Origin of the sequence: Draconibacterium sp. IB214405, assembly GCF_033963885.1 — a bacterium.
In the GTDB taxonomy this organism is placed as follows: Bacteria; Bacteroidota; Bacteroidia; order Bacteroidales; family Prolixibacteraceae; genus Draconibacterium.
The window spans coordinates 76903-102412 of the sequence record NZ_JAXBMA010000006.1 but is presented as its reverse complement, the minus strand read 5'-3'; the positions used below and the strand labels follow the sequence as shown (position 1 = coordinate 102412).

The 25510-nt window shown below is 41.3% G+C and carries 21 protein-coding genes; 11 read left to right on the top strand and 10 right to left on the bottom strand.

The annotated features are described in order from the left end of the window. Positions 1 to 1011: an aspartate-semialdehyde dehydrogenase gene (locus SLH46_RS19475; protein ID WP_320282895.1), complete on the top strand. Its 1011-nt coding sequence runs from the start codon at positions 1 to 3 to the stop codon at positions 1009 to 1011. Between the two features lie 162 nt (positions 1012 to 1173). Here SLH46_RS19475 and serS read toward each other — a convergent pair whose 3' ends face one another. Next, positions 1174 to 2448 (bottom strand): serine--tRNA ligase, encoded by a 1275-nt coding sequence (gene serS, locus SLH46_RS19470; RefSeq protein WP_320282894.1) that lies wholly within the window; start codon positions 2446 to 2448, stop codon positions 1174 to 1176. Positions 2449 to 2627: 179 nt separating this feature from the next. Here serS and SLH46_RS19465 point away from each other — a divergent pair, with 179 nt between their 5' ends. Further along, the gene (locus SLH46_RS19465) at positions 2628 to 3680 is read left to right on the top strand and encodes an alpha/beta hydrolase (protein ID WP_320282893.1); all 1053 of its coding nucleotides are present in this window, start codon (positions 2628 to 2630) and stop codon (positions 3678 to 3680) included. 98 nt (positions 3681 to 3778) lie between these two features. Here SLH46_RS19465 and rpmA read toward each other — a convergent pair whose 3' ends face one another. Both rpmA and rplU read right to left on the bottom strand, forming a co-directional pair. Continuing rightward, the gene (gene rpmA / locus SLH46_RS21735) at positions 3779 to 4336 is read right to left on the bottom strand and encodes a 50S ribosomal protein L27 (RefSeq protein ID WP_442873572.1); all 558 of its coding nucleotides are present in this window, start codon (positions 4334 to 4336) and stop codon (positions 3779 to 3781) included. 19 nt (positions 4337 to 4355) lie between these two features. Continuing rightward, positions 4356 to 4667, bottom strand: coding sequence for a 50S ribosomal protein L21 (gene rplU / locus SLH46_RS19450; RefSeq protein WP_320282892.1), 312 nt, complete (start codon positions 4665 to 4667; stop codon positions 4356 to 4358). Positions 4668 to 4968: 301 nt separating this feature from the next. On the opposite strand from rplU, the gene SLH46_RS19445 reads away from it, so the two are divergent. Then, positions 4969 to 6765 carry a sensor histidine kinase gene (locus SLH46_RS19445; RefSeq protein WP_320282891.1) on the top strand — a complete coding sequence of 599 codons (1797 nt, stop codon included), beginning with the start codon at positions 4969 to 4971 and terminating at the stop codon, positions 6763 to 6765. Between the two features lie 54 nt (positions 6766 to 6819). Here the strand turns inward: SLH46_RS19445 and SLH46_RS19440 are convergent, their stop codons facing one another. The 4 genes from SLH46_RS19440 to SLH46_RS19425 form a co-directional block, all read right to left on the bottom strand. After that, a complete protein-coding gene (locus tag SLH46_RS19440; protein ID WP_320282890.1) occupies positions 6820 to 7560 on the bottom strand; it encodes a hypothetical protein in 741 nt (246 codons plus the stop codon). Positions 7561 to 7569: 9 nt separating this feature from the next. Beyond that, entirely contained in the window at positions 7570 to 8064 is a 495-nt protein-coding gene (locus SLH46_RS19435) for an RNA polymerase sigma factor (protein WP_320282889.1), read from the bottom strand. A gap of 96 nt (positions 8065 to 8160) precedes the next feature. Further along, positions 8161 to 8760: an HVO_A0114 family putative DNA-binding protein gene (locus SLH46_RS19430; RefSeq protein ID WP_320282888.1), complete on the bottom strand. Its 600-nt coding sequence runs from the start codon at positions 8758 to 8760 to the stop codon at positions 8161 to 8163. 1 nt (position 8761) lies between these two features. Further along, positions 8762 to 9583: a hypothetical protein gene (locus SLH46_RS19425; protein WP_320282887.1), complete on the bottom strand. Its 822-nt coding sequence runs from the start codon at positions 9581 to 9583 to the stop codon at positions 8762 to 8764. Positions 9584 to 9785: 202 nt separating this feature from the next. On the opposite strand from SLH46_RS19425, the gene SLH46_RS19420 reads away from it, so the two are divergent. The 6 genes from SLH46_RS19420 (at position 9786) to SLH46_RS19395 (ending at position 17892) form a co-directional block, all read left to right on the top strand. Continuing rightward, complete coding sequence (locus tag SLH46_RS19420) at positions 9786 to 10376, top strand: bifunctional nuclease family protein (protein ID WP_320282886.1); 591 nt, start codon at positions 9786 to 9788, stop codon at positions 10374 to 10376. 115 nt (positions 10377 to 10491) lie between these two features. Next, entirely contained in the window at positions 10492 to 11943 is a 1452-nt protein-coding gene (locus SLH46_RS19415) for a NupC/NupG family nucleoside CNT transporter (RefSeq protein WP_320282885.1), read from the top strand. A gap of 323 nt (positions 11944 to 12266) precedes the next feature. After that, a complete protein-coding gene (locus SLH46_RS19410) occupies positions 12267 to 13127 on the top strand; it encodes a sigma-70 family RNA polymerase sigma factor (protein ID WP_320282884.1) in 861 nt (286 codons plus the stop codon). A 208-nt stretch (positions 13128 to 13335) separates the two neighbouring features. Continuing rightward, the gene (locus tag SLH46_RS19405; RefSeq protein ID WP_320282883.1) at positions 13336 to 15972 is read left to right on the top strand and encodes a valine--tRNA ligase; all 2637 of its coding nucleotides are present in this window, start codon (positions 13336 to 13338) and stop codon (positions 15970 to 15972) included. 146 nt (positions 15973 to 16118) lie between these two features. Further along, entirely contained in the window at positions 16119 to 16865 is a 747-nt protein-coding gene (locus SLH46_RS19400; RefSeq protein ID WP_320282882.1) for a hypothetical protein, read from the top strand. Between the two features lie 286 nt (positions 16866 to 17151). Beyond that, a complete protein-coding gene (locus SLH46_RS19395; protein WP_320282881.1) occupies positions 17152 to 17892 on the top strand; it encodes a redoxin domain-containing protein in 741 nt (246 codons plus the stop codon). A gap of 249 nt (positions 17893 to 18141) precedes the next feature. On the opposite strand, the gene SLH46_RS19390 is transcribed toward SLH46_RS19395, so the two are convergent. Continuing rightward, the gene (locus tag SLH46_RS19390) at positions 18142 to 18798 is read right to left on the bottom strand and encodes a hypothetical protein (protein ID WP_320282880.1); all 657 of its coding nucleotides are present in this window, start codon (positions 18796 to 18798) and stop codon (positions 18142 to 18144) included. Positions 18799 to 18911: 113 nt separating this feature from the next. On the opposite strand from SLH46_RS19390, the gene SLH46_RS19385 reads away from it, so the two are divergent. Beyond that, the gene (locus tag SLH46_RS19385) at positions 18912 to 20033 is read left to right on the top strand and encodes a carboxypeptidase-like regulatory domain-containing protein (RefSeq protein ID WP_320282879.1); all 1122 of its coding nucleotides are present in this window, start codon (positions 18912 to 18914) and stop codon (positions 20031 to 20033) included. A 75-nt stretch (positions 20034 to 20108) separates the two neighbouring features. Here the strand turns inward: SLH46_RS19385 and SLH46_RS19380 are convergent, their stop codons facing one another. Beyond that, positions 20109 to 21422 (bottom strand): efflux RND transporter periplasmic adaptor subunit, encoded by a 1314-nt coding sequence (locus SLH46_RS19380; protein ID WP_320282878.1) that lies wholly within the window; start codon positions 21420 to 21422, stop codon positions 20109 to 20111. A 155-nt stretch (positions 21423 to 21577) separates the two neighbouring features. Then, positions 21578 to 22828, bottom strand: coding sequence for an aspartate kinase (locus SLH46_RS19375; RefSeq protein ID WP_320282877.1), 1251 nt, complete (start codon positions 22826 to 22828; stop codon positions 21578 to 21580). Positions 22829 to 22988: 160 nt separating this feature from the next. Between SLH46_RS19375 and SLH46_RS19370 the strand changes: the two genes are divergently transcribed. Continuing rightward, positions 22989 to 25367, top strand: coding sequence for a S9 family peptidase (locus SLH46_RS19370; protein ID WP_320282876.1), 2379 nt, complete (start codon positions 22989 to 22991; stop codon positions 25365 to 25367). Positions 25368 to 25510: the final 143 nt, after the last annotated feature.

Here is a 25510-nt window from a genome sequence, read left to right as displayed (position 1 = left end):
ATGAAAGTTGCAATTGTTGGAGTTAGCGGTGCTGTTGGACAGGAGTTCCTGAAAGTACTTGCAGAGCGGGATTTCCCCATGGACGAGTTGGTAATTTTTGGTTCGGCAAGAAGTGCCGGCAAAACTTACGAATTTAAGGGTAAACAGCTTACAGTTAAAGAACTCAAACACGGCGACGATTTTAAAGATATCGATATCGCGTTGACTTCGGCAGGTGCCGGCGTTTCAAAAGAATATGCTGAAACGATTACCAAACACGGAGCAATTATGATCGACAACTCAAGTGCCTTCCGTTACGACGACGACGTGCCATTGGTAGTGCCTGAAGTAAATGCTGAAGATTCGAAAGTTCGTCCGCGCAATATTATTGCCAATCCGAACTGTTCTACTATTCAGATGGTTGTGGCACTGAAACCGATCGAAGACATGTCGAAGATCAAACGTGTTCGCGTGGCTACTTACCAGGCAGCAAGTGGTGCGGGTGCACAAGGTATTGCTGAGTTGGAAGAACAAGCCAAAGAAGTAGTGGAAGGCAAGCCGGTTACTGTCAACAAATTTGCGCATCAGCTGGCCATGAATATTATCCCGCACATTGATGTTTTCCTTGATAATGATTACACCAAGGAAGAGATGAAAATGAATTGGGAGACCAAGAAGATTATGCATACAGAAGCAGAGGTTAGCGCAACGTGTGTGCGTATTCCTGTGGCTCGTGCACACTCTGAAGCTATTTGGGTGGAGACTGAAGAGCCATTAACTGCCGAAGCTGTTACTGAAGCATTCGAAGCATTTGAAGGTTTAACGGTAATCGACAATCCGGCGAAAAACGAGTATCCAATGCCGTTGTTCGTTTCGGGTAAAGACGATGTTTATGTAGGTCGTATCCGTCAGGATGTTACTGACCCGAACAGCATTACTTTCTGGTGTGTTGGCGATCAGATTAAAAAAGGAGCTGCGTTAAATGCTGTTCAGATTGCTGAGTGGCTGGTAGCTAACGGAGAAGTGAATTAAGTGATAAAACCAGAGTACTGAGTACTCACCATAAAAAAGCCCGGAAGATTTTTTCTTCCGGGCTTTTTATTTTCAATCCTCCGTCCGTCTGAAGACGGCCACCTCCTTTTCAAAGGAGGACGTCCCCCTTGGCGAAGGGGGAATTAAAGGGGGATTGATTATCTAGTTGATAATATCAAAACCAGTGTAAGGAACCAGTACCTCAGGAATTTTAATTCCTTCAGGAGTTTGGTTGTTCTCGAGCAATGCCGCAACAATACGTGGCAATGCCAGTGCACTTCCGTTAAGCGTGTGTGCAATTTGTGGTTTTTTCACACCTTCTTCGCGGAAACGTAATTTCAGACGGTTGGCCTGGAACGATTCGAAATTTGAAACCGAACTAACTTCCAGCCATTTTTCCTGTGCTGTAGAGAACACTTCAAAATCGAAAGTTAAAGCCGATGCAAAACTAATATCACCACCACACAAACGAAGAATACGGTAAGGCAAGCCCAATTTGGCAACCAAACCTTCAACGTGTGCCACCATGCTGTCGAGTGTTTCGTACGATTTATCTGGATGTGCGACTTGTACGATCTCTACTTTATCGAACTGGTGCAAACGGTTCAACCCTCGAACATCTTTACCGTACGAACCGGCTTCGCGACGGAAACAAGCACTGTAAGCGGTGTTTTTGTAGGGCAGGTCTTTGGCATCCAGAATCACATCGCGGTAAATATTTGTAACCGGAACTTCTGCTGTTGGAATCAGGTACAGGTTGTCCTCGGTAACGTGGTACATTTGTCCTTCTTTATCGGGCAACTGTCCGGTTCCAAAACCCGAAGCTTCATTAACTGCAAGTGGTGGTTGAATTTCTTCGTAACCGGCTTTTGATGCTTCGGCCAAAAAGAAATTAATTAATGCACGTTGTAGTTGTGCTCCTTTTCCTCGGTAAACAGGAAATCCTGCTCCGGTAATTTTAACTCCCAGTTCAAAATCAATCAGCTTGTATTTGTCGGCCAATTCCCAGTGAGGAAGAGCTTTATCGTGCAAGGTTGGAATTTCTCCAACCGATTTAATTACCTCGTTATCGTCTTCACCTTTTCCGGCCGGAACCGATTCGTGAGGAAGGTTCGGCAACAGAACCTGCAAATCGTAAACCTTTGCTTCGATGGCTGCAAAATCAGCATCAAAGTTTTTAATGTTTTCTTTTAGCTCGGCAGTGCGTTCTTTTGCTGCATTGGCTTCTTCTTGTTTTCCTTCGCGGAATAACAGACCAATTTCTTTCGAAATTTTATTCATTTCTGCTTTTGCCGAATCAGCTTCGCCTTGCAGCTTATTTTTTTTGGTGTTAAGATCTATAATGTTTGAAACAATTTCCGAAGCATCGAAATTCTTGCGTTTTAGTTTTTCTACTACTAACTCCGGATTGTCTTGAATAAATTTTAAGTTGAGCATGTCTTTTCCATTTATTAGGCTGCAAATTTAATAAATGAATTGGCACTTTATTATAATCCTAAATGTTATTTCAAATCTGATAGCATTAGCTTAATTACCTGATTGTGAAATAAAGAAACAGCCGATTTTAATGAGTATTCAATTAATCGTTTATTTTTATGAGATTAAACTCATAAATCATGAAAAGACTAGCTTTAATCTTGTTCTCAATTGTCTTGTTAAGTAGTTCTGTAAATATTCTTTTTGCTCAAGAAGAAAGACAAGAAAGAAAAAAAATCCCTGGGATGGGCAATCTACTCATTCCGCTTGAAATAAAACCATGTGATAACAGCACAAGTATTGTGCTCGAAGGGATTTCTGGTGAAGTGAAAAAACTCGATGAAGTTCCGCAAAGTTTAACACTGACTGCCGATGTTGTTTATCACGAAACCAAAAGTTCAGACGGCGATCCAATGTCGATGAAAATGGATATTGTGCGACCGGCTGATGATAAAACCTATCCTTGTGTGATTTTTATAACCGGCGGAGGTTTTATGTGGGCGCCCAAAAACAGTAACTTATACAACCGCTGCGAAATTGCCAAAGCAGGTTATGTGGTGGCCAGTATTGAATATCATGTTGTTTCGAATGGTTTGTATAGCGATGCTGTTAAAGATGTGAAAGCGGCGATACGTTTTATGCGTGCCAATGCCGAAAAATATGGATTGAATTCTGCGACAGTAGCTGTTTGGGGCGAATCGGCCGGTGGTTATCTAACTGCAATGACTGGTACAACAAATGGCGTAAAAGATTTTGAGGAGGGAGCTAACCTTCAACAAAGCAGCGATGTGCAGGCGGCAATCGATGTGTATGGTTTGTCGGATCTCACAAAAATAGGTGCCGATTACGACAAAGAGGCTGAGGAGGCACATTTTACAAGCGATGCTCCCGAAGCCGGTTATGTACATGGGAAAAACAGCGGGTTAACTATTCTCGACAAACCGGAAATTGTGGCAAAATCGAATCCGGTGAATTATGTGGATGAAAACGATCCGCCTTTTCTTTTTATTCACGGAACAGCTGATATGCTGGTTTCGCCCAGCCAAACGCTGTTGGTGCACAACGCACTGAGAAATGCTGGGGTAGAATCAACCCGTTACGCTATAGTTGGTGCAAATCATGGCGGTGGTCATTTCTCCGATCCGAAAGTGATTAAAATAATGGTTGACTTCCTTGATAAAACGCTGAAGTAAAAACTCAAAAGTTACCATAAAAAAAACTCCTGCCGTTACCGACAGGAGTTTTATATTTCCTATGAGGGAGGTTAAACCCTCTGGTTTATCAAATATTATTAAGCTAAACCTTTAGCTTCTTCAATCCAAGGTTGTGGATCTTTTGAAGCGTAACGGCTTCCAGCAGCTTCAAGAACTTTCTGAATAGCCTCAACAGAAGCAGCAGCAACTTCAGCATAAGTGGTAAAACCACCTTCAACTAAAACTTCAGCTAATTTAGGACCTACACCAGTTAATTTGGTAAGATCGTCACCTTTAGCTTCTGCTTTTGGAGCCTCTTCTTTTACTTCTTCAACAACCGGAGCAGCTTCTTTTTTAGGAGCAGCTTTTGCAGGAGCTTCAGCAACTGCAACATCAGCATCAACGATAGGAGCTACCGAGATGTATGAGCGGTTATTTTTCTTTTTTCTAAATACAACAGTTCCGTCGATTAATGCAAACAATGTATGGTCTTTTCCCATACCTACATTATCGCCTGGAAAATGTTGAGTACCACGCTGGCGAACTAATATATTACCAGCTTTTGCAAACTGACCTCCGTAAATTTTTACTCCAAGTCGTTTACTTTCCGATTCGCGTCCGTTTTTCGAACTACCTACACCTTTTTTGTGAGCCATGGTAAATTTCTTTTATTCGTTATCCAACTATGGTTTCTACTTGAATTTGAGTAAACTGTTGACGGTGACCGTTCATTTTCTGATAGCCTTTACGACGTTTCTTTTTGAATACAATCACTTTGTCACCTTTCACATGTTCCAGCACTTTAGCTGTAACTTTAGCACCTTCTACGGTTGGAGTTCCAACGGCTACTTTACCGTCGTTGTCAACCAATAAAACTTTGTCGAAATCAACCGATGCACCTTCTTCTGCATCCAGGTGATGTACGAAAAGTTTTTTGTCTTTTTCTACTTTGAATTGCTGTCCTGCAATTTCAACAATCGCGTACATAATTTCACTTTTAATGTTTACACCGTCAGGCGGATATCGCACCGGATTTCACTTATTCGAGCCTGATCGATTCAAAATTCGGACTGCAAAAGTAGTTAATTTTAGATAATTAGCAAATAATTACATCTTTTTTGACGGTGATTCACCAAGTTTAATTTCCTGAAAACTTAAATGTTACTTCAAATCTGCTTAAAACGCGGAAACGGATTTTTTATTCAGGATTTATAGTTTAAATTTATAAGGAACAAAAATTCAAAAAACAGACGTTGCCGAATCATTTTCCGACGTTTCTAAACAGAGTATGAATAGACGCATTTTAAAACTTTTTTTTAGAATTTTTCTTCCCCTGTTCGTCCTGTTTTCCGGCGTTGTATTTACAATTAAGGAAGTACAGAATAACTCTGAAAAATTAATCTCACTAACTTCTGAGCGCTCGGAGATCGATATGAAATCTGAGATTATTCATCGCGATCTTAATTTTATAATTGGCGATTTACAAATTATGGCCACCCTGAATGTTTTTATCGATGTGTGGCAAAATCCTGACAATGAAAATACAAGAGCAGTTATTTCAACTGTGTTTAAAAAAGTAAGTCGCGAACGACAACTTTACGATCAGATTCGTTTGATCGATCTTAATGGAGATGAATTAATCCGGGTGAATTTACACGACGGTGAGCCGGTGCTCGTTGAAGCCAAAGATTTGCAAACCAAAAAAGAGCGTCCTTATTTTCCGAATACTTTAAAACTGGGTCAGGGAGCAGTTTATGTATCTCCTTTCGATTTGAATATTGAAAACAAACAAATTGAAATTCCCTTTAAGCCGATTTTGCGGTTTGCAACACCAATGTTTGATGCAAATGGTGAAAAAACCGGAATTCTGGTATTCAACTACCTGGGAGCGTATATGTTAAAAAATTCGGAAGCGGTAGGCAATCACCGCTTCACCGAGCATTTTATGTTGCTGAATAAAGATAGCTATTGGTTAAAAGCACCCGATGCAGCGTTGGAATGGGGTTTTATGTTCGATGATAAAAAGGAGGTAAACTTTCAGCATTACTATCCCGACGAGTGGGAAATTGTCTCATCGGAATCGTCAGGGCAGTTTGAAAATGAAAAGGGACTTTTTACTTTTAATACCATTTACCCGTTAGAGAATAACGAATCTACGCTGATCTGGACCGAAGAGGAAGCTTATAAAGCGACAAAGGATTATTTTTGGAAAGCAGTGTCGTTTGTTCCTCGCGAAGAATTGTACGAAGCCCAAAATGAGAGGAATGTGCAGTTGCTGGTAGTTTATTTATTGTTGGTAATTCTGAGTGGAATTGGTGCCTGGGTACTGGCTCGTTCGATAAACCGACGCGAATTAGCCGAAGAAAAAATCCGCAAAAATCTGGTGAAACTGCAGGATTTAAATGCCACGAAAGATCGGTTCTTCTCGATAATTGCACACGATCTGCGCAGTCCGTTTAACACCATGCTCGGATTTGGCGAAATGCTGAAAGAAGAGGTTGACAACGAAAATACGGAGCATATAAAAGAATACACACATTATCTTTATAGCGGTATACTGAAAACGTATAATTTACTTAATGAGTTGCTGGATTGGGCCAACCTGCAACGAAGGAAGGTGGCCTTTGAGCCCAAAACGATTGATGCAGAGCGTTGTGTAGATGAAATTTTACAGATTCTGGAATTAAGTACACTGAATAAAAAACAAACTCTTGTGAAATTAATTCCTGAAAAAACGGAATTAGTAGCCGACAGGAATATGTTTTGTACCATCGTTCGGAACCTGCTAAACAATGCCATTAAATTTACTCCCGAAGGCGGTACTATTACATTTAAAGCCAAATTCAGCAATGGGAAACATATTTTTACCGTAGCCGATACCGGCGTCGGAATCAGCCATGAAAATCTAAAGAAACTGTTTAAAGTAGACGAAAGTTTTTCCACAGCTGGCACCAACGAAGAAACGGGTACCGGGCTGGGGCTTGTTCTTTGTAAAGAGCTGGTGGAAAAACATGGCGGCGAAATCTGGGCCGAAAGCGAAAAGGGAAAAGGAGCGGAATTTCATTTCACCATCCCGCTTCCTTGACTATAAAATCTTATGTCGATTCAATTCACTTTACTTCCTTTTGGCCTGTCGATGTTATTTGACGATTAACCCAATATTCTTAAAAACGATTATAAGCAGTAGAATTCCAATTATAAGCACGAAAGCCAGCAGTATTTTATTCGCTCGGTCGCGCTTTCTTTGCAGTTCAATATTTTCAGAAACCAATTCCAGGTTTTTGTCGTTGAGGTCGTTCAGGCATGTTTCAATGTGTTTGATGTGGTAGTTTACCTGTCCCCGGTTAACAACAAAATTGAGGATAATTCCTATCAGAATAAAAGTCAGAAATACCACAAAGTCGATTCCGTCGAGTGGTCGTACGTAACCGTAAGCCAGGTAAAAATACATCAGCGAACCGGCAATAAAAATAAACAGGTAAGTGCCCGACACGGAAAGCAACGTGGTAAAGAACTTTGTTTTCAGGTAAGTAAGCATTGAGGCCAGTTTGTCGCGGATAGTTTGCCCGTTATCGGCTGCCGCTTTAAAACGTTCCAGCATTTTGTTTTGCATAAAAATTAGCGGGATGAGTATAAAAATACCTGCTGCTGTTACCAGCATTACATTTGTGGTACTAAAATAAAGCGCAAAATCGATGGCCAGTAACAGTATTGCCAGAGCTTTTAAAACCATATCAAAAACGATCATGTTCTTTATTTTTTGGGTAGTGTCGTTCGAGCGTCCCGAAATAAACTGTTCGATGGACGAGCTTTTATAATCAGAAGCTTCCATCAGGGTTTCTGTTTTGTTCCACATGTCTTTTAGTTTTTTATCGTTCATGGCAATTCTCTATTGGTTGAAAATCATTTCTTCCAGTTTTCGCTTAATACGAACAAGCTTTACGCTTACGTTCGTTTTTGAGATTCCAAGTATCGAGGCTATTTCGTCGTAACTTTTTTCTTCGAGCCAAAGCAGAATAATGGCTTTGTCGATCCGGTTCAATCTCGAGATAGCCCGGTACAGCAGGTGAACTTGTTCCTTCTCGTCAGAAGGTTCCGTTTCTACACAGTCGTGATCGTGCAGTTGTTCAAAATGAAGATCGTTTTTTGTTTTCCGAATAGTGCTGATTGCTGTATTCAGTGCTACTCTGTACATCCATGTACTGAATTTTGCTTCTTCCCGAAAACCGGGATACGATCTCCACAATTGCAGACAGATCTCCTGAAAAAGGTCATCGCGGTCGGCCGGCCCATTGGTATAAACCCTTGTTACTTTATGAATGATCGCCTGGTATTTATCGATCAATTCACTGAATTCCTTTTTCGTTGATCTTTGCTCTTTCATTTTTTTGTTTCACCTTGTTGGTCGCAACGAAACGAGAAAAACTACAATTCGCTTAGAAAAAGTTTAAGACAGTTGGAAACTTTTATAACAACTTCTTCAGCTAGCGACTTCAATAATTTTGTATTGAATTAGATCTTCAATCAGGTCTTTTATTTCGGGCATTTGTTCCGGTTCAATCCCGGCTTTTACACGAATCTCTTCAAGAGAAAGATGTTCACCATCAGGAAATGGTAAATTGTAGAGGAATTTTCCCTGTGCAGTAGTAAGGTTGATTTTCTTTTCCGAACGTTCGCGCCCCTTTCCAACCCAAATTGCAAGGTTGCTAAAATACTGGCCATTGCGAGCCATTGAAAAACGAACTCCGGCATTTCTTTTTTCACGTATTTTTGACTGCTCCAAAGTGCTATCGCCTTTATTTTGCAATTCTTCAAGTAGGTTAATTTCGAACGCGATTTTTTGTTTTTCAAGTGAATAGCGAAAATAAGGGCGTTTGCGTTCGGTGGCCTCTTTTTTCGAGAGTATTCCCAGGTCGGCCATCGCTTCAAGAAAATCCTGAACGGTTTGTATGTGCATGCCCAGTCGCGATGCAGCTTCTGATGCCGAAATGTCGCGGTAATTGTTCAAAAGCCTGAAAATATCTTTCGAATAATTTTTTGATATGTAAGTGCCAAATCTGGCAGCGTCTTCAAAGTTCATGCTACGAAAATAATCCAAGTTTAACAGAATTCAATCGGTCTAAAATTCTTACTTTATCACTGCGCATATAGAAGTCGGCAAAGGTGATAAACAACTTTCCCAGCGAATCGCAAAGGTGGTCGAAGGCCAGGTCTTCTTTGTAATCGAGGTAGTCTTTTCGTGAAATGTGTACCGAGACCTGTCCGTCGAAATTGAAAGCTATCCAGGTCTTTTCCAGGTAATTAAAATTCGGATTGTACAAAGCACCCCATTCGTGCCCATGTTTAATCGGAACAATCAGCACCCTGTTTTCTTCCTGGTAGGTCATACCAATCATTATTCGTTTCAGGTGGTTAGTAAAATCAATAATGTCGTATTTCGAATAATCTACTACTCCCGCCGGTCTTGGGCGTTCGGTATACGATTCGGGTCCTTCTTCCACATCCCAAGCGGCCAGTTCCAACACCTCGCGACCCCGATAATTAAATCGTTTGGTGATAAAACCATACAGTAACCAGAACATCATCAGGTAGAAGAAAACGAGTACAACTTTCAATTCGTCGGGGAAAACCGGTGCCGGACTATTTAACGTTTCAGGAACTTTTATTAATAGCATAACACCTCCTAACGACAAAAGGTAAAAAGCACTGATCAACAGATAATAGTTGCCTGTTTTGTAAAACGACCAGAATCCGAAGACCAGCGAATAAGAGAGAATGAGTAAACCGAGTGCAGTGAAAGCAACGCGGAGATCGAAAAAAATAAAAATCAGGCAAAAGAATACAATTGATACAATTGCCGGAATTAATCCCTGAATACCTCTATCGGGTTTTAACTTTCTCATGGCTTTTATACTTTAGTTAATAAATACTACAAAAAATATGAACTATACAAAGTTAATACCTTTTGTAGGTAATTGTCAAGATTTAAGGTGATGTTTTTCAGCATAGAATCGTCTTGAAATAAATCATTTTTAATAATTACGGACATAACCAAAATGATTGTTATATTTGTTTGCATCGAAAAGATACACGGCAAACGTTGGTATGCAGAAAATACGCTTAAACATTTTAGGATTATCGGTAAGCCAGACCCAATCGGGGGCTTACGCGTTGGTGTTGGCTGAAGAGGACGGAGAACGCAGGATTCCTATCATTATCGGGCCTGTTGAGGCACAGGCTATCGCCATTCAGTTGGAGGGATTAAAACCTCCGCGACCACTCACGCACGATTTAATAAAAAACATGGCTTTGGCTTTTGATATTGCTCTTCTGGAAGTAACCATTTACAAACTTGAAGAGGGTATTTTTTATTCGGAGCTGTTGTGTGAAATGAATGGAAAAGAAATTCGGATTGATTCGCGAACATCGGATGCAGTTGCCCTGGCGCTGCGTTTTCGGTGCCCAATTTATACATCGGAAGAGATTTTGCAGAAAGCAGGAATTGTGCTTGAATCGGATGACGAGAATTCGCCGGTTAGGAGTATGTTCGACGATGATGAACCGGAAACTTCGGGCTCTTCTTATGCTCAGTATTCAACAAGCGAGTTGCAGGTTTTGCTGAGCGAGGCCATTGAAGATGAGGATTATGAAAAAGCATCGATAATTCGCGATGAGCTGAATAAAAGAGAGAAATAAACTTATTATAGGGAGTTCAAAAATCACCCATGTCGCCCGTTGGGCTCCTGTCCCCTCGAGGGGACAATCGCTGCGAAGCAGGGATAGGGGTGAAAAGAAGAAGAAATATATTAATATGAAACGCATTATAATGTTGCTGGTGGTTGTAGCCGGCATTTTCTTTTTACATCCTTTGGCCGCTCATGCAGCTGACACCATGTTGGCGGCAGCCGATGCGGCAGCACAACAAACCGATACATCGAATATCCTTCTTGCAAAAGAACGACAGACACCTTTTTCAATTATGACCTTATTCAGGGGTTTGCTGGGAATGGTAGTGTTGGTGTTTGTAGGTTTTATTTTTAGTAACGATCGCCGGAATATCCCATGGCGAACGGTCGGTATTGGATTGTTGATCCAGATTCTGCTGGCGCTGGGTGTACTTTATGTCCCGGTTGTTGAGGCCGTTTTCGATTTTGTTGGAAAAATCTTTGTGAAGATCCTTGACTTTACAAAAGAGGGGAGTACCTTTTTACTTGGCGATTTAATGAATGCCGATACTTACGGTTATATTTTTCTTTTCCAGGTATTGCCAACAATTATCTTTTTCTCGGCCTTAACCAGTTTGCTGTTTTATTGGGGAATCATCCAGAAAGTGGTTTACGGACTGGCTTGGGTATTTACAAAAGCCCTGAAGATTTCAGGAGCAGAAGCACTATCGGTGGCAGGAAATATTTTCCTGGGGCAAACCGAATCGCCGCTGATGATTAAAGCCTATCTCGATAAAATGAGTAAGTCGGAGATTTTGTTGGTAATGTCAGGAGGAATGGCAACACTTGCCGGCGGTGTGTTGGCGGCTTATATTGCGTTGTTGGGAGGCGACGATCCGCAATTGCGTATTGAATTTGCCAAACACCTGTTAACGGCATCCGTTATGGCTGCCCCTGCGGCTATTGTATTTTCAAAAATGCTGATTCCGCCCACCGATGAAATCAATAAAACCATTGAAGTTAGCCGCGATAAAATTGGAAGCAATGTTTTGGATGCAGTAACCAACGGAACAACGGAGGGGGTAAAACTTGCGGTTAACGTGGCAGCAATGTTGCTGGCTTTTATTGCTTTTATTGCCATGTTCAATTATGGTATAGGAAAGATTGGGGAGTTGACCCATTTGAATGGTGTAATTGCCAATATAACTGGCGGAAAATATGATAGTTTGTCGCTGCAGTTTATTTTGGGCTACACATTTTCACCAATTATGTGGCTGATTGGTGTTTGTCCGGAAGACATCGCGTTGGTTGGCCGTTTATTGGGAGAAAAACTTATCCTTACCGAATTTATCGGATACGTTTCGCTGGCCGACCTGAAAGCGTCGGGAGTATTTGCCGAAACCAAGTCGATAATAATGGCTACATATATATTATGTGGTTTTGCCAATTTCTCATCAATCGGTATTCAGATTGGAGGAATCGGGGCACTGGCACCAAAACGCCGTGTATTGTTGTCGCAGTACGGAATGCGGGCACTGTTGGCAGGAACACTGGCTTCGTTGATGAGTGCTACTATTATTGGTATGATCCTCGGATAAGAGCAGAGCTTTAGTTCAACCGTGACTATTGTTGAACCTTTTGTTAAATTCATAAAGCCAAACAGAAGCATTCTTTTTCGCTTCTCTTTCATTGCTGAAATCTTTGCAAGGGTCAGTTAGCTAGGTTTTTACTGCCATTCTTTGCTTAGATTTAAATCTTACGTTGTGCATCGTAACAAAGCCTATATTTCTTTCGTAGTAGTACCTGTGAAAAAAATCGGACCACCTTTCCACTAAAAATCAGAGTCACTGATCGCAGGAAAATAATACATGCTTTTATTAGTGTGGCATAATGTGCTATTGCACTTTTTTAGGAAAATTATATGAGACAGCTAAAGATTACAACATCTATTACTAATCGTGAAAATACTTCGTTAGACAAGTATTTACATGAGGTTGGTAAGGAAAAACTTATTACAATTGAGGAAGAAGTTGAATTATCACAACGAATTAAAAAAGGCGACCAGGGTGCATTGGAAAAATTAACAAAAGCTAACTTACGATTTGTTGTATCGGTGGCAAAGCAGTACCAAAATAAGGGTTTGAGCTTACCCGATCTAATAAACGAAGGAAACCTTGGCTTGATTAAAGCAGGTCAGAAGTTTGATGAAACCCGTGGGTTTAAATTTATTTCCTATGCCGTGTGGTGGATTCGGCAATCAATTATTCAGGCAATTGCAGAACAATCGCGTATTATTCGTTTGCCATTGAATCAGATTGGTTCCTTGCATAAAATTAATAGAGCTATCGCAAAATTTGAGCAAGAACATGAACGAAAACCATCGCCGGAAGAATTAGCGGAAATCTTGAAGTTACCTGCCAACAAAGTTGCCAATACGCTCAGAGTATCAGGGAGACATGTTTCAGTTGACGCCCCATTTGTGTATGGCGAAGACAATAGTCTTTTGGATGTTTTGGTAAATGCCGATTCGCCAAACGCTGACTGTGCACTTATGACAGAATCACTGGAAAAAGAGATACACCGTGCATTAGCTACATTGGTAAAGCGAGAGAACGACGTTATTAGGCTATTTTACGGTCTCGGTTGTCGGGAAATGACACTGGAAGAAATAGGAGAGCAATTTGGTTTGACCCGTGAAAGGGTGCGACAGATAAAAGAAAAGGCTATCAGACGCTTGCAGCAAAATTCAAGAAGTAAATTATTGAAAACATATTTGGGGTGAGTAGTTTCGTTTAATCCGATTCTCCACTTTTGGTTTTTTGTTTTCTGCACGATTGATGAAAAAGCACTTAATGTGCTATGTAATCTGTTAGAATCCATCGCTTTCTTTAATTCTCAACCTTCAGAACCTAAACTCTTAAAGTTGAACATTGAACTCTAAACTTTTAATTGTACTTTTGCACCTCAAATTTTTAGCTAGATATTTCAAGATGAGTCAAATGGAAATTCCGAGCAAGTACAACCCGGCTGAGGTTGAAGATAAATGGTACAAATACTGGATGGACAATAAATATTTCCATTCAACACCCGACGAGCGCGAACCTTACACGATTGTAATTCCGCCGCCAAACGTAACCGGTGTGTTGCACATGGGGCACATGCTTAACAATACCATTCAGGATATTCTGGTCCGTCGTGCGCGAATGACCGGTAAAAATGCCTGCTGGGTACCGGGTACCGACCATGCATCGATTGCTACCGAAGCCAAAGTAGTAAACAAACTAAACGCTGAAGGAATTGACAAGTACGATCTTTCGCGCGACGAATTCTTGAAACATGCCTGGGAATGGACCGATAAACACGGCGGTATTATCCTCGAGCAGCTGAAAAAACTGGGTGCTTCATGCGACTGGGATCGTACCGCTTTTACCATGGACGAAGCCCGCAGCGAATCGGTAATCAAAGTGTTTGTCGACCTGTTCAACAAAGGAATGATTTACCGCGGTGTACGTATGGTAAACTGGGATCCGGCAGCTAAAACTGCACTTTCGGATGAGGAAGTGATCTACAAAGAAATGCAGGGTAAACTCTACTACCTCAACTACAAAATTGAAGGAGAAGATGAGTTTGTAACCATTGCAACTACACGTCCTGAAACCATTTTAGGTGATACTGCTGTTTGTGTAAATCCGAACGACGAACGTTTTGCCCACCTGAAAGGAAAACGTGTTTTAGTGCCGCTGATCAACCGTTCAATTCCGATTATTGAGGATGAATATGTTGACATGGAATTTGGTACCGGATGTTTGAAAATTACACCGGCCCACGATATTAATGACTACGAAATTGGCTTGAGATACAACTTGCCATCCATCGACATTTTTAACGACAATGGTACTTTAAATGAAAGTGCCGGATTGTATGTTGGCGAAGATCGTTTTGATGTTCGTGATAAAATAGTTCCTGAACTGGAAAAGGCTGGAAACCTGGCAAAAGTTGAAGATTATACAAATAAGGTTGGTTTCTCGGAAAGAACTGATGTAATCATCGAACCCAAATTGTCGGCGCAGTGGTTCCTGAAAATGGAAGAACTGGTAAAACCGGCTTTGGAAAATGTGATGAACGATACTATCAGTTTCCACCCACCGAAATTTAAAAATACATACAAACATTGGATGGGTAACATCAAAGACTGGTGTATTAGCCGTCAGTTGTGGTGGGGCCACCAAATTCCTGTGTATTACCTGCCCGACGGAACTTATGTTTGTGCGGAATCAGTAGAAGAAGCTTTAAAGTTGGCAAAAGAAAAATCGGGTAACGCTGAATTAACTACTTCCGACCTGAAACAAGATGAGGATGCATTGGATACCTGGTTCTCAAGCTGGTTGTGGCCAATCTCGGTTTTCGATGGGGTTCGTGAGCCGGAGAATGAGGAAGTAAACTATTACTATCCTAGTTCGGATTTGGTAACAGCTCCTGATATCATTTTCTTCTGGGTAGCCCGAATGATTATTGCCGGTTACGAGTACCGCGATGATTTCCCGTTCAAAAACGTATATTTTACAGGAATGGTGCGCGATGCACAACGCCGTAAAATGTCGAAATCGCTGGGTAACTCTCCCGATCCGCTTGATTTGATCGCAAAATATGGTGCTGACGGTGTTCGTGTTGGAATGCTGCTGTGTTCTCCTGCAGGTGGCGATTTGTTGTTCGACGAAGGACTGCCGCAACAGGGAGCAGGTTTCTCAACTAAGATTTGGAATGCTTTCCGTTTGGTGAAGAACTGGGAAGTTTCTGCTGAAATCGAGCAGCCGGAACATTCAAAACTGGCCATCGAGTGGTTTAAAAATAAAATTGCCCAGGTAGTTGAGACTTTAAATGCACAGTTCGACAGTTTCCGTATTTCGGAAGCACTGATGACAGTTTATACTACTGTTCGCGACGAGTTTTCAGGATGGTTGCTGGAGATGGTTAAACCGGCTTATCAGCAGCCGATCGATGGAAAAACATATGCCGAAATTCTTGAACTGTTCGATCAGATGTTGCGACTGATGCATCCTTTTATGCCATTTATTACTGAAGAAATCTGGCAGTTGCTGGAAGAGCGTAAAGAAGGCGAAAGTATCATGATTAGTCAGTTGCCGGCTAATACCAGTTACGATGCTGCATTGCTTGCTGCGTTCGAGGATGTAAAAGAAGCGGTTTCCGGGATTCGCAAAATCCGTAAAGACAAAAATATTGCCTTTAAAGATGCTATCGATTTTTCGGTACAAAAGGGCGACAAAGGTTTTGATGCTAAATTCAATAGTATTCTTATCAAATTGGGTAATCTTACCGAGTTGAAGGCTGTTGAAGAAGAAGTAAAAGGAGCGGCATCGTTCCGTGTAAAATCAACCAATTTCTATATTCCGCTTGATGGATTTATCGATGTGGAAGAAGAGTTGAAAAAGCTGGAAGAGGAGTTAAAATACGCCAAAGGATTCCTGAACTCGGTAATGAAAAAACTGAGCAACGAGCGTTTTGTAAATAACGCACCGGAAGCGGTTGTTGCCAAAGAAAAAGCAAAACAAGCCGATGCCGAAGCCAATATTAAAGTGTTGGAAGAGCGCATTGCTTCAATGAAATAATTCTATTGAGCAGGTGACTTGAAGTCACCTGCTCAATACTTTCCAAATCCCCCTTAACATCTGTTAAAAACCCGTTAAATAGTGTTATCTTCAAAATGGTTAAATTCTTTTGCATAGATTTGCAATCGGAATAGAAATACGCACTTATGTATAAATATTTACTGCTGCTATTATTTGTTTTGACGGGTGTTTTTGCTTGGGCGCAGGATGAAGATTATCCCATTGATCCGATGTTGATCGAACTGAAAGCAAAAATCCTGAGTTCGTCCGATAGTTCAGCAGTACCTTACGCCAACATTATCAACCACCGCACACACAGCGGGACGATCACCAACGGCGAGGGGATTTTTAATCTCGAGATGCTGAATATCGATTCACTGGAAATAACTTCGGTAGGCTTTAAACCATATATTTTAAAAGTTCCTTCTTATTACACGGGTTACGATATGTTGACCTTTTATATGGAACCGGTTCTCTATAATGTCGGCGAGGTTACAGTAGAGGGCGATGCCCAACAGCTTGATTATTTCGAACATGGAAATCCGACCGAAGTTGATCCCACCTTGCGTGGCGATGCATTTAACGAAAAGCCTCCGGTTGTTGCTGCATTGTTTAGTCCGTTATCCTTTGCGCAGTATTACGGCAAGCGCGAAAAACGTAAACGACAAGTGCGCGAAGATATGGCCATAATGCGTAACTGGGAAATGCACTCGAGAAACTACAATAAGGAAATGGTAATGAAACTCACCGGGCTAAATGAAGCGTATGCCGATACCTTTATGATGTGGTTTAACGGACAAAATGTGCTTCCTTATACTGCAAGCGAATACCAGGTTCGGGAATCAATTGTGCAGTATTACGAATTATTTAAGATGGATTACGATCTCGAATAGTAGAACAAAAAGTTCGACTAATAATCAATCATTTGTTAATAGAATACAAAAAAGTATTATTATTAGCTCTTGTTGAAGTTTCATATTGAATATATAAAGATGTAATAATCTTTAAATTGAAATCATAATTGTAGAAATCGCTTTCAATTCGAATATTTGAATGCTAAAGTGTCAGCGAAGAATCAAACGCAATCATATTGGCTCTAATTAAAATATGTTCTTCAGCATAAATATTGGTTTTTGATTGGTTGTAACTTCGTTTCGCAATCATTTAATATTCAAAGTTATGAAACGATTAATGTTTACCTTCGTGGCTATTATCTTAGCCTTGGGAATTGCTGTAGCAGGCGATTACAAAATTCCCTTAATAGGATCGAAAGCTCCAAAATTCAGTGCAAACACAACTGAAGGAAAAATTACTTTCCCTAATGATTTTGGCAACAACTGGAAGATTCTTTTTAGTCATCCGGCCGATTTCACTCCCGTGTGTTCATCTGAATTGCTCGAACTGGCACACTTACAATCTGACTTTAAAAAATTGGGTGTACAAGTTGCCGTTATCTCGACCGATAACGTGGAATTACACAAAATGTGGGAAGCTCACCTTGAGGAACTCGACTACAAAAACAGAGGTCCGATTGCGATAGAGTTTCCCATATTTGAAGATCCGGATGGAAAAAATTCGAAGCTTTACGGAATGCTTCACGAACCGACAAGTACCAATCGCGACATTCGCGGGGTATTTATCATCGACGATAAAAACATCGTTCGTTCTGTAAATTTCTATCCGGTAGAAGTGGGTAGAGATATGACAGAATTTGTGCGGATAGTTGAAGCACTTCAACTTTCGGATAAACAACATGTTTACACGCCCGCCAACTGGGAAAGCGGTGACGATGTAATTGTTCCTTATTTTCCTTATACACAGGCCGAATTGGCTGCGAATCCTGGATTAAAAGACGATTACTACCAGGTAGGAGACAGGATTTGGTTTAAGCGAATGGAAGGCAACACTGTTCACAAATAAGAAGCGCAATTTTCATAGAATAGTGGGTTAATTTTTGAACGCGAGAAAGGTATTTGCTAAGCAGGTACCTTTTTCATTGTGCAAAAAAGAAAGCCTGGCATGTACCAGGCTTCCCAATGAAAGGGTAAACTTTCATTATTTTGCAATCAAATAATAAACGCAGTTATAAACCGGTTCACTATTGTAATTTCTTATAACAACGAAACTGTTGTTTTGTTAACTATTTTAAGAAAAAACTACCTTGAGGTATTAACTTCCAATTTCGCTTTTCAGCAGTTTAACCTGGTTGCTAAGTTTGGTAATTTCGGCGTCTTTTGTTTTGATTTGATTTTGCAGCTGAGTGGTTTCGGAACGTACGCTGTTTAACTGTTCCTGAAGTTTTGCCAGATCAGTTTCGCCACTTTTAATTTTTCCTTCAAGAACTTTAGCCTGTTCATTCAGTTTATTGATATCGAAATTCTTTTGATCGATAACTGAGTTTTTGGTAGTTACCTCTTCTTCAAGCGAACCTACCTGTTTTTGCAACGATTCAATCGTAGCATCTTTACTTTCCAGTGCATTGGTAAGTCGTTGTTTTTCAAAATCGAGGTTAAAACTTGTTTCCTGCAACGACTCCTGTTTTTTGTTCAGTTCGTCCGACAGCACTGCCATTTCCTGCTTTAAATCGGCAATGTCCTGCTCTTTCATGGCGTTGCTTTCCATCAGCTCATTTTTCATGGCCTCAAAATCGGCAATCAGTGCTTTAATACGTTCAGCTTTGGCATTGTTTTCGGCATCGAGTTTACGCGAAAGTTCTTCGGCTTTTAACCTTCCGGCTTCCATTTCAAGGTATTTCTTTTTCGAAACACACGAACTTAACCCGATTAAAACAACACTAATAACCAGAACAATATATTTTCTACTCATAACATCCTTTTTATGTTTAAAACAAAGATACACAATAATAATTGGGTATAATAACGTTTTACTAGGCAGTAATGATATATATTTCTTACTTTTATTTTTTAAATTCGATGGTCATGAAGAAAACAATTATATTCATTTTTACAGTTTGTTTGGCGCTTACAACACTGGCTCAGAACGGCTCAAAGGTTGCACACACCATCAAAGGAAAGGTGGTTGATTCCGAGAGTAACCGGCCGGTTTCGTACACCAACATTGGTTTGGAAGGTACATTTTTTGGCACTGCCAGCGACAGCGAAGGAAACTTTGAACTTAAAATACCGGAAGAAATGGTTGATAAAGCCATTTATTTTTCGGCAGTTGGTTTTAAAAACCAGCAATTCCCGGTTAAAGATTTATTCTCGAAAGAGTTTGCCGTTATTAAGTTGCAACCACAGTCGTATGGTGTTGGAGAGGTTGATATTGCCGCACAAAATATGGTGCTGATCCGCATTTTGCGCATGGCATCGGAAAACATAAAATACAACTATGGTTCGGGCCCGTTTAATATGCATTTTGCCTATTCAAATGAAAAAACTGTTGATGGCGCGGTGCAATCACCGCAGGTTGCCCAGGTCTTACTTTACGATGCTTCGGGTTACACTCATCCATCGAAAGCCGATGCTTTTAAAGCCCGCAATTATTCGGTTACCAAAGAACAGAACGACGATGATTATAGCTTTTCAACAGCTCAATTAAATCTTGATGATCTGCTGGAATTCGACTGGGCACGTTCTGCTTCAGGCGTTTTAAATCCTGCCTTGCTAAACGATTACAAACTGGAGTTAGAGAGCCAGCCTGTTATTGATGGTAAGGAATATTGGGTGATAACTTTTAGCCCTAAAGTTCCATCGTTGGCAACGACCGGCGATTATTATGCCGGAGCGTTAAAAGGAAAAATTACAGTAAATAAGGAAGATTATTCGGTATTAAAAATTGAAGGTCAGGTGGTGGCAGCCAAAAACAATAAACAGGGTAGAGCTTTGGGAATTGGACAAAGCAACACTGATTTTCTTACTGATTTAATTTATTCTTTCGAAGTGGATTACAAAGACCTTTTGCTCAAACGCGTCTCGCTGGATAAATCGTATTCGTACGCTGGCAAAAAAGTTTCAGAACAATCGGCGCTGGAAATGAACCGGGCGCATACCAACAACCTGACTGTTGTTGATTCGCGCGATTATTTTCCGGGTGAATAAGTGAAGAACTAACACAAAAGAAAACGGGATTGCAATCAACTGCAATCCCGTTTTTTATTTTGTTGGAAGAATTATTTAGTTTGATGTAAATAACTCTTCTTCCTTCACTTTTCGAACTTGCATACTGTCTTTTAATGTGCGGTTAATGATGGTATAAGGAGCAGTAACAACCTGGTCGCCCTCCTTAATTCCTTTCAGGATTTCAATACTGTTATTGTCCTGAATTCCGGTTTCCACTTCGGTTTTAATCACACGTCCGTCAACAAACAAGAAAACCACTTCCTGTTTTTCGTCGCGTTGTGTTGTGTTGTCGTCATTCGACGAATTTTCCGATTCATCATCGCTAACCTCTTTCGTGCCACCATCTTTTTTCTTGATACGTGTTGTTACCGCCGAAATTGGCACCGAAATAACGTTCTCGCGGGTTTCAGTAAGAATATCAACCGTGGCCGACATTCCCGGGCGGAACGGATAAAGGTTTCCATTCTCCGGATCTATCAGGTCTTCGTATGATTCGTGCAGCAAAAATACTTTCACATCAAAATTGGTTACCTGGTCGGAACTGGTGCCGGTTACACTGGCCGAATTGGCAATTTCGGTAACAATACCTTTAAACTTACGGTTCAGGTAGGCATCTACTTCAACCAGAGCCGTATCGCCTTTCATCACTTTCACGATGTCGTTCTCGTTCACCTCCACCTCAACTTCCATTTTGTTCAGGTCGGCAACGGTCATCATTTCGGTTCCCACCATCATGCTGGTTCCTACAACACGCTCACCTTTTTCAACGTTCAGTGCCGAAATGGTTCCTGAAATAGGAGCATATATTTTGGTTTTTACGAGTTGTTCCTCTGCTTCATCGAGCGATGCTTGCGCACTCAATACCGAATATTGTGCAGCGCGAACTTCGGCTTGCGCAACTTTGTATGCTGCTTCTGCCGATTCGAATTCAGAAACCGGAATGGTGCCTTTTTCATACAATTGTTTCGATCGTTTATACGAGAGCTCGCTTTCAATCTGTTGTGCTTCTGCTTGTGCCTGCCGTGCTTTCGACGAGTTTAATGCAGCTTCCGATCGGTTTACAGCCGAAACATACATCTCGGGTTTTATCACACAAAGAAGTTTTCCCTGCTCAACGGCATCGCCGTCTTCAACATACAGTTCTACGATCTCGCCAGCCACATCCGGACTGATCTTTACCTCGGTTTTTGGCTGAATTTTTCCGTTGGCGGTTATAAACTCGGTGATGGATTTGCTTTCAACCGTTTCGGTGGCCACTTTTAAGTTGACCTCGTTGCCAAACCAACCCTGTTTTTTACCAACGATAAGCAGGATCATTATTACAACAGCAATCCCAATGATATAAGGTAGCGTCTTTTTTTGCTTCATTTCTCGAAGAAGTTTTTTTTATAGGTACAGAATCAGTTTCTAAAATTACAAGAAAAATTAAATCAGGAATGATAAAGTTCTTAATCATAATTTTTTCTTGTTGTATGCACCGGACCTGAGCTTGAAGTACCGCTGCATTTCAACACCGAAAAAGACTATTCTTTGATCAACATTCGCGCGGTTAAGCGGCTGTGTTGTTCCAGATAAATGTCTTTTTCTTTTACCATCCAGTCCAGTACATCTTCAGTATAATGACGGATAGTTACCAACGTAAGATCAGTGTTGTAGCGTATTTTGTAATCTCCCGAAAGTTCGCTGAAAATTTCCTCCAGATTTTCGTCCGAGGCATCGGCGACAATATTCAGGTCGATGGCCGACTGTTGCATCAGCGTAACCTTGATCAGTTTTTCCATCAGGAATTTCACAACACGCTCGATGTCGCTGATTGAGATGATCGAAAAATCGAGTGCTGAAAGTGTTATCAGTACCTGGTTTTCTTTTAAGATAAAAATTGGAGGTAACTCAATTTTATGATCGATTTTGTGAATTACAGTCCCCGGGTTTTTCGGTTCAACAAACGATTTTACCAGCAACGGAATTCCTTGGTTATGCAGCGGCTGCATGGTTTTCGGGTGGATTACTTTTGCCCCCGAATGTGTCATCTCCACGGCCTCTTTGTACGACAGTTCGTTGATCATTACCGCGTCGTTCATTTTTTTCGGATCAGCACTCAAAACACCCGGAACATCTTTCCAAATCGATACACTTTCTACCTGCAACGAACTACCAATAATTGCGGCCGTAAAATCCGATCCCTCGCGCCCCAAAGTCGTGGTTAAATTCGTAGTTGTTGATCCCATAAAACCCTGCGTAATATACAATCCTGTATCGCTGAAATTAAATTCATTACGTATCAGTTCGCCGGTCCATTCCCAGTCAACACGGGCATCGCGGAATGTGTCGTCGGTTTTTAAACAGGTGCGAATATCAATCCACTTGTTGTTTTGTCCGGTAGCGGCAATATAATCGCTCACAATGCGCGTTGAAATAAGCTCGCCAAAACAAATAATCTGGTCGTATTCAAAATTATAATCAAACGAAGGGCGCGAATTCAGTTTGTGTTCCAATTCCGAAAACAGCTCGTAAACACCCTGCGGCATTCCTTTTTCACCAAACAGATCACCAATAATATCAATGTGGTAATTCTTGAAATTATTGAAAATGGTCTGTTTTTCTTCCGAGTTATTGAAATACGCTTTTATCAGAGTCTCCAGCAAGTCGGTACTTTTCCCCATGGCCGAGATTACAACGGCCAGGTTCCCGTTTTCACTTCTGATTATTTCGAATACATTTTTTACCGCGGCGGAATCTTTTACCGATGCTCCACCAAATTTAAATACCTTCATACAAATTGGCTTTTTCCTTTAATCAATGCGTTATGTGTTGTTTAGCGCTACAAATCTATATTTTTTGAAATTACAAAAAGCGAATCAGCCTTACGAAATCATTTTGTTAAAAATATTAATTTAGAGGCCTTCGTAAAAACAATAAAAAAAACTGCACAAAATGAGACAAATTATCCTTTCATTTTTTATCCTATACACTTTTTCGGCGTTCAGCCAGGTTAGCCAACTCAATAAAAGTTCGCTTTCCATTGAAACAATTATGCAAGATCCGACCAAATGGATTGGTGCTTCGCCAACAGGTATAAGCTGGAGCGAAGACGGAGCAAAGATTTATTTTCAGTGGAATCCCGAGCAAGACACCCTGGAAGCCTTGTACGCTTATAATTTGTCGACCAAAAATATTGAAAAGGTTAGTCTGGAAGAGAAAATGAAACTACCCGGACGCCGTGCCGAATTTAACAGTGATCGCACAAAAAAAGTATATACCCGAAACGGCAATCTCTTTTTACTGGATATTAAAAGTGGAAAAGAAAAGCAGCTAACAGCGTGGCTGGAGCGCGTATCGTCGCCGGAGTTTGTTTTGGGCGATTCGAAAATTGCATTTTTGAAAGACAACAACCTGTTCACCATCGATCCGGAAACAGGCTTGATTACTCAGCTTACCAACTTTGTTTCGGGAAGTGAGAAAAAAGAACCGGCTTCGTCTGCACAAGCGAAATGGCTGGAAGAACAGCAAAAAGAATTGTTTGTGGTTTTGCAGGAACGCGAAGCAAAAAACAAAGCGCGCGAGAGCCGGGAAGAAGCCGAAAAAGTTGCTGAGCCACTAAAAATATACACCGGCAAAAAGTTTGTGCGAGATATTTCGCTGAGTGCAAGTGGCAATTATATCATTTACAGTTTGTATGAAAGGGCAAACGCAAAAGCAACTTCGGTAACGCATCATGTTACCGAGTCGGGTTACACCGAAGAACGAAACGCACGTTCGAAAGTTGGGAGTCCGCAGGCATCGGTTGAAATGGGCATTTTTGATGTGAAAAACAACAAGCTGATATCGATAGATAAAACACAAATTCCCGGATTAAAAGACCTGCCCGATTACCTGAGTGATTATCCCGAGCGAATGCCAAAAGACGGCGAAGAAGTAAAAGATCGGGAGGTGAATTTGTTAGGGCCACTGTGGAACGAAACGGAAAATAAAGCTGTGATTGTAGCTTTGTCGCAAGACAACAAAGACCGCTGGATGCTGTTGCTCGATCCTGCTACCGGCAGCCTGGAATTACTCGATCGTCAACGCGACGAAGCTTGGATTGGAGGTCCCGGAATTGGTGGCTGGAGCATGTCAACCGGGAGTATTGGCTGGATGCCTGATGGCGAGTCGGTTTGGTTTCATTCAGAGGAAACAGGCTACTCGCATTTGTACGCCGTAAATTGCAAAACCAAAAAGAAAACCGCACTCACTTCAGGTGAGTTTGAAGTGTCGGAAGCATCTATTTCGAACGATAAAAAAAGTTTCTACTTCATTGCAAACAAAGTGCATCCCGGCGTAACGCATTATTATAAAATGCCGGTTTGGGGAGGAAAACTTACACAGATTACATCGCTTGAAGGTGGTAACGAGGTGACACTTTCGCCCGATGAAAAATATTTAGCGATTCGTCATTCGGAGGCCAACAAACCCTGGGAACTTTATTTGCAGGAAAATAAAGCAGGCGCGGAAGCCGTGCAGTTAACGCAATCAACCACCGATGCTTTTAACGAATACAACTGGCGCGTTCCGGAGTTTATTACTTTTAATGCTGCCGACGGTGCCGAAGTTCATGCCCGTTTGTATCGCCCTGAGTCGCCCGAGCAAAACGGACCTGCAGTGATTTTTGTACACGGCGCCGGATATCTGCAAAATGCGCACAAATGGTGGAGCAGCTATTTCCGCGAATACCAGTTTCACAATATTTTAGTCGACAACGGTTATACCGTACTTGATATCGATTACCGCGGAAGTGCCGGTTATGGCCGCGACTGGCGTACCGGAATATACCGCTGGATGGGTGGACTGGACCTGTCGGATCAGGTGGACGGCGCAAAAATGCTAACAGAAAAGTATAATGTTTCGCCGGAAAGAATTGGTATTTACGGAGGATCGTATGGCGGTTTTATTACCCTGATGGCTTTGTTTAACGAGCCGGAGACTTTTGCCGCAGGAGCCGGTTTACGTTCGGTTACCGACTGGGCGCATTACAATCATGGTTACACTGCAAATATTCTGAATACACCGGTTGAAGACAGCATTGCTTACGCCAAAAGTTCGCCCATTAATTTTGCTGAAGGACTGGAAGGTAACCTGCTGATGTGCCACGGTATGGTTGACGATAATGTCCAGTTTCAGGATATTGTTCGTTTAACACAGCGACTGATTGAGTTGGGCAAAGAAAACTGGGAGCTGGCAGTTTTTCCTGTGGAAGCTCACGGTTTTGTGGAGCCAAGTAGCTGGACCGATGAATACAAACGTATTTTTAAACTTTTTGAAGAGAGCTTGAAATAGTTTTGATATAGTAAAAAGGAGTGGTTTTGCACTTACTCCTTTGTTAATTATGTTTTATCCCCATTTTTAGGAGTAGCCGGAATTTTTGATGAATAAGCAGGAGGTGTTTGTAGTTTGTTGAAAATGAGCTATAAACGCCTCCG